Here is a 758-nt window from a genome sequence, read left to right as displayed (position 1 = left end):
AATCTTCTTTCGAAAGGTCAGGTCGCAAGGCCCGTCACATCTGCTGGTGCATCRGGATCAGATGTTCGCTCTGCCGCAGCCGATCATTCACCGTCCGCCGCTCGAACGACTGGCCCAGCAGTGTAGCTCGGCCCTTGATCCGAAACAGCAGTTCCTGCAACTCCCCAGCGCGGTCCGGATCATCAAGGACGGCAAGGGACCCGGTGTCGCCGATTTCCGTGACGAATTCCAATGCTGTGGCGAGATCCTSAWGGAGGTCAGGCCCGAGCGCCTCGTCTCTCTGCCACATCCAGGCTTCCGGTCCACCACAATCCTCAGGCGGACAATTGCCGTCGCCGTCCGTACACGCCGGATAGTGATCGCCGTATTTGACAGGCCGGCGTTCCTCCAGCCGGACCTCGTGCTCCCAGGGGATGTTGAGGGCGTACTCGTACAGGAACCGGCTGCCGTTACGCGGTTGCAGATCACCAAGTGTGATAGCCGGAGAGCGGGCACCCGCCTCCCACGAGCCGTACCGCACCGTGTGCATGACGAACTGGTAGAGGTGTATGCCTTCCCATCCCATCGCGACCTGAATGACGCCATGAAACTCGCGTAGCGTCATCGTCGAGAAAACCTGAACCCTACGCCACAGCATCGGGCTCACGTCCTTCAGCCAGATGCGGAATTGCAGGATGAAAATCTCATCCTCCGAGGCTGCCGCCTCTCCGGCGGTTTTCGTCGCTGCCCGTTTTGCCCTTTTCACATCCGCCAGTCCC

At 60.7% G+C, this 758-nt stretch carries 1 protein-coding gene; it reads right to left on the bottom strand.

What is annotated here, in order from left to right:
* Positions 1-34: 34 nt before the first annotated feature.
* On the bottom strand, positions 35-758 hold a 724-nt coding region (locus AB4Z52_RS36230; RefSeq protein ID WP_442222617.1), incomplete at its 5' end, for a plasmid pRiA4b ORF-3 family protein.

The organism is Rhizobium sp. 2YAF20 (genome assembly GCF_052114685.1).
Taxonomy (GTDB): domain Bacteria; phylum Pseudomonadota; class Alphaproteobacteria; order Rhizobiales; family Rhizobiaceae; genus Rhizobium.
Note: the sequence above shows the minus strand (reverse complement) of the source record. Positions and strands in the feature narration are given on the sequence as shown.